We start from the raw sequence: 4,383 nt of genomic DNA, 5'->3' as shown, positions 1-4,383 counted from the left end.
TACCCGTAGGGTCAGCGTCGGGAGGATGTCACTCTCTGCTTCGCTTTCCCCAATGTCTTCTCCCCATTCACTGGCGACCTTGCTATCTGATCCAGGGGATCCCTTGCCGATCCAGACTCCATCAACGGTCTCGGAATTGGCCGGAATCTTAAAGGAGTGCCAAGGGCGGAAAGTGCTGCCGCTGGGGCAGGGGAGCAAGTGGGGCTGGGCCCACTCTGTGGAGCCGGTGGATTTGGTTCTCAGCACGCGCGGCTTACGCCGGCTCATCGACCATGCGGCTGCTGATCTCACCGTCACGGTGGAAGCTGGCATGACTTTGGCGGAACTGCAACACATCTTGGCCGAGCGGGGGCAATGGTGGCCGGTGGATCCCCTCTATCCGGAGCGGGCTACCCTGGGGGGCATTATCGCCACTGCCGATACAGGTTCTCTGCGCTGGCGTTACGGCGGGATCCGCGACTTGCTGCTGGGCATAGCCTGGGTGCGGGCGGATGGGGAGGTGGCCAAAGCGGGCGGGCGGGTTGTTAAGAATGTTGCCGGCTATGACCTGATGAAGCTGTTCACTGGATCCCTGGGCAGCTTGGGAATTTTGACCCAGGTGAGCCTGCGGCTTTACCCCTTGCCGGCAGCTCAGTCTGCTTTGCTGGCTACAGGATCCCTGCCGGAGCTGGAGGTTTTGTGTCGGCAGGTGCTGACCGGCCCCGTTAACCCTGTGGGGGTGGATCTCTGGCTGAGGGCAGAGGGATCCCAGGTTTGGCTCAGCTTTCATGGATCGGAGCGAGCAATCGCCCAACAGATGGCCCAAACGCGGCGGCTGGCCCCTGCAGGGCTGACTTTGCAGGAAGTGAATCCCGGCTCTCTGTCCCTGCCTCAACCCGGCTCAGGAGCAGTGCTGGCCAAGTTCGGGTGCCTGCCCAGTCAGAGCTTGGCAACACTGGAGCAGTTTCAAACCCTGTTTCCTGGAGCTCAGGTGCAACTGCACCGAGGCTGTGGGCTAGGACGGGCTTGGCTGGTTCAGCCAGAAGTGAGATCCCTAATGCAACTGCAACGCTACCTCAAGTCCGCAGGCGGATTTCTCCTGCTTCTGGAGGCTCCGCCAGCTCTGAAGAGGGCTCTTGCCCATGACTTTGGCCCGGTTGCCAGCCTAATGCGCAAGCTGAAGCAGCAATTTGACCCTGCCGGCACCTTCAGCCCCAGCTTGATATAGGCACTGCCCCTGTCACCGCTCCTTCCCCGGGATCCCTCTGGCCAAACGTCTTGTTCCGGTGCATGATAGATCTATAAGAAATTGAAACATTTCTTAACATCATTTCTCAGTATCTCAGCGTCAAAGCTAAGAGAGGGATCAGCATGAGCATCGAGTGGCAACGGATACTCCGCGTTGGGGTGGGCTTTTGCCTTGGGCTGTTGATTGCGGTGGGCGGGGGATCCCTGACCTGGGCGCAACCTGCCCTGCCGGTGGTGCCGATGGAGCTGCCTCAGCCGCCCGTGCCGGTCTTGGACTTAGCGGATCAGTTGACCAGCAATCAGGAAGCTCAACTGGCCCAGCATCTGAACAAGTTAGAGCAAGACACCGGCTGGAAGCTGCGGGTGCTGACTCAGTTCGACCAAACACCGGGTCGTCAGGTGAAGGAATACTGGGGCTTGAATGAGCGCAGCGTTCTGATGGTGGCGGATCCCAGGGGGGGCAACTTGCTGGCGTTTAATGTGGGGGATGCTGTGCGCGAGATCTTGCCACGTACCTTTTGGATTGAGCTGCAATCTCGCTTTGGCAACCAATTCTATGTGCGGGAGCACGGCACCCACCGCGCCATCCTGGAGACCGTGGATGTTTTGGATCGCTGCTTTCATCAGGGAGGCTGCCGCGTGGTGCCCGGCCTGCCTCAGGAGCAGTGGATCCTAACGCTGGTGACCTCGATTTTGGGCGGGATTGTCTTCGGGTTTGCCGGCAAGCCCCGCCATGCGGAGGAGCTGTTTAACTGGCGTTGGGCCTTGCTCATTTCTCCCCTGTGGTTCATTCTGTTCGGGGCCTTCGGTATCGGGCCGGTGGTCACACGCACGCAGGATTGGATCCCGGTGTTGCGCAACGTCTTGGGGTTTCTGGCAGGGGCTTTGGTGATCTACCTGGCTCCCATTGCTCGCCCGGCAGTGGATCAGCAGTAGCTGACTCGTGAAGTCGGCTGGGCGTCCTTCCCTGCGAGCCCCAGTTCGCAGGGGACAAATGCTAGAATCGGTGAGCAGAAATTGCTGGTGTAGCTCAGTTGGTAGAGCACTCGACTTGTAATCGAGCGGTCGTCAGTTCGAATCTGACCATCAGCTTCTGGTGCCATGGAACTTGGCTCTGCTGTCTCCTCTCGCTGAAGCCGAACTCAGCTTCTACACTGGTGGTTAGATTGGCATCAGCGGGATCCCTGGGTCTTGTTGACAGGAGGCCAAGGCCGATCCCTGCTCAGTTTGGCATACCTACTCAGCCGATTGGGTTGTTCTCCTGATTCTTCTTGGATGTCTATGTCCGGTCTCCCAGCCGCTACGGTTCGTCGATTGCAAAAGCTGCCCCAGGTGCCCTCGGTGTGGGAAGGGGATCGTCACAAGCTCTCAGGATCGCCACCCGTGGGATCCCAAACGGAAGGGGAGTGCATTCTTTGGGTAGATGGCGTTCAGGGCGTGGTACGGGCCATGGAAGTGGTGCCCGCCGATTCTGGCTTTGAGCCGATGGTGCGAACCTTGATTGTGGCCATGGAGCGGCCCCATGCTGCCTCACCTGCTCGCCCCCAGAAGATCATCGTGCGGGATCGAGAGGTGCAATTTTTCTTGCGCGGCATCCTGCACGAGCTGGACATCAAGGTGGAATGCCAGCCGGAATTGCCTCTAATCGATGAGATCCTTCAGAGCTTTGAAGAGGCCAACGAACGGATCCCTCCCCCTCTGCCGGAACACTATGTTGAGTTGCTGGCCGGCAAAGCCCTTACCCTCTGGCGAGATGCTCCCTGGGATTACCTAGAGGATCACCAAATCTTGGCCATCGACCTAGATCACTGGGACATCCAAACCCTTTATGTCTCGGTGATGGGGCGGTTGGGCATGGAGTATGGGGTGCTTTTTTATCGCTCGCTGCCCTCTCTTAAACAGTTTCGCCAGGATGCGGCCCAGCCGGCCACTCCCGAAGAAATGGAGGAGGCTTTCCTCAGGCAAGATTGTCTCTATCTCACCTTCCAAGCTGGCAATCCTGAACTCAACGAACTGCCGGATCTGGACTTGGCAGAGTTGGATCCCGAGGAAATTGAGCCGAACTTCGGCACCATTCACCCCCTGGAAGGCTTGCGCGTGACTTTGCAGGAGGATGAGGCGGCGGCCTTATCGGTGGCCTTGGAAGCCTTGCATCGCTTCTTCAAGCAGTACCACCGCAAGCTGGAAGATGACTTTCGACCCTATCAAGGCCGGTACCGCATTCCCAATCCCCAAGAGAAGGGGACAACCCTTTCGGTGCAGGTGCGCACCCTGCCGGACGTGGCCGAAGAGCTGCTGCAGCTGGAAGGGGAGGCGGAAGAACCTGCACAAACCCTGCTGCGGGATGATTTGGTGCCCGAGGGCGCGCAGATAGGCCTGGGGGTCTTGCCGTGGACAACGGTGGAAATGCTGCGTCGCACGGGGCAATGGCATCCTCTCCCCCAAAGCAAGCTGGTGAAAAATGGAGAAGGGCTGCCGGTGGTGATTGTGCGCACCTCTCGATCAAAAGCAAAGCAGCTCATCGAGAATTTGCGTGGGGAAGGTGGGCCGCAAGGCGTTTGTTTCAACACAGGGGTGGATCCCTTCGATGGCGATCGCTACGACTTGGAAATTGTGCAAACGGGCAATCGCGATCTGCACCTGTTTGGGGAGTTTCCCGAAGATGATCCCGTTCACTCCATGGCTCGCAAGCGCTGGGAGCGGCGTTGCCGGGATACGGGTGGCTATTGCGGCTTGGTGGTGGCGATGGGGGTGAATTCTACGCGCCCAGAGCTGCAAGTGCGCCACATTCTGGCCTTGTTTGAGATGCAGGCTTTGAACCCAACGGGACTGGGACTGGGGCCGATGGTGCGGATTAGCCGACAATTGCACTTGCCTTGACCGTCCAGATGGAGGCAGGTTAGGTGCTGCTGGTAACCTGAGCAACTTTCTCCCAGCCGGGATCCCTTCTTTCTATCTCTGGCAGGTTTACCGGGCGGTGATTCGGTTTTTCCAGGGATCCACGCTATCTTGGCTCTGGTTCTCTCCTGGGTGCTGACCGGCAAAATAGCTCGACAAAGCATCTCGACAAAGCATCTCGACAAAGCATACAGTGGCCCTATCATCTGGGGGCTCTGGTATTGACCCTCAGCTAGAAATCGCAGGAGCCCCGCACTG

3 protein-coding genes and 1 tRNA gene are annotated in these 4,383 nt (G+C 58.6%); all 4 read left to right on the top strand.

Annotated features, from left to right (window positions below; genetic code table 11):
- Nucleotides 1-103: 103 nt before the first annotated feature.
- Nucleotides 104-1,207, top strand: coding sequence for an FAD-binding oxidoreductase (locus NW856_RS01800; RefSeq protein ID WP_414398792.1), 1,104 nt, complete (start codon nucleotides 104-106; stop codon nucleotides 1,205-1,207).
- Between the two features lie 260 nt (nucleotides 1,208-1,467).
- On the top strand, nucleotides 1,468-2,163 hold the full coding sequence (locus NW856_RS01795) for a TPM domain-containing protein (RefSeq protein ID WP_414398793.1): 696 nt from the start codon (nucleotides 1,468-1,470) through the stop codon (nucleotides 2,161-2,163).
- An 83-nt stretch (nucleotides 2,164-2,246) separates the two neighbouring features.
- Nucleotides 2,247-2,319: transfer RNA gene (locus NW856_RS01790), tRNA-Thr, on the top strand.
- A 189-nt stretch (nucleotides 2,320-2,508) separates the two neighbouring features.
- On the top strand, nucleotides 2,509-4,107 hold the full coding sequence (locus tag NW856_RS01785; RefSeq protein ID WP_414398791.1) for a DUF6930 domain-containing protein: 1,599 nt from the start codon (nucleotides 2,509-2,511) through the stop codon (nucleotides 4,105-4,107).
- The last annotated feature ends 276 nt before the right edge of the window (nucleotides 4,108-4,383 follow it).

It is taken from the genome of Synechococcus sp. R3-13, from assembly GCF_047462195.1.
Classification (GTDB): domain Bacteria; phylum Cyanobacteriota; class Cyanobacteriia; order Thermostichales; family Thermostichaceae; genus Thermostichus.
This window is presented reverse-complemented; position numbering and strand designations above follow the sequence as displayed.

Excerpts from the sequence above, each read along its gene's own strand:
- NW856_RS01795 (WP_414398793.1), top strand. The coding sequence starts at position 1,468 with ATGGAGCTGCCTCAGCCGCCCGTGCCGGTCTTGGACTTAGCGGATCAG.
- NW856_RS01785 (WP_414398791.1), top strand. The coding sequence starts at position 2,509 with ATGTCCGGTCTCCCAGCCGCTACGGTTCGTCGATTGCAAAAGCTGCCC.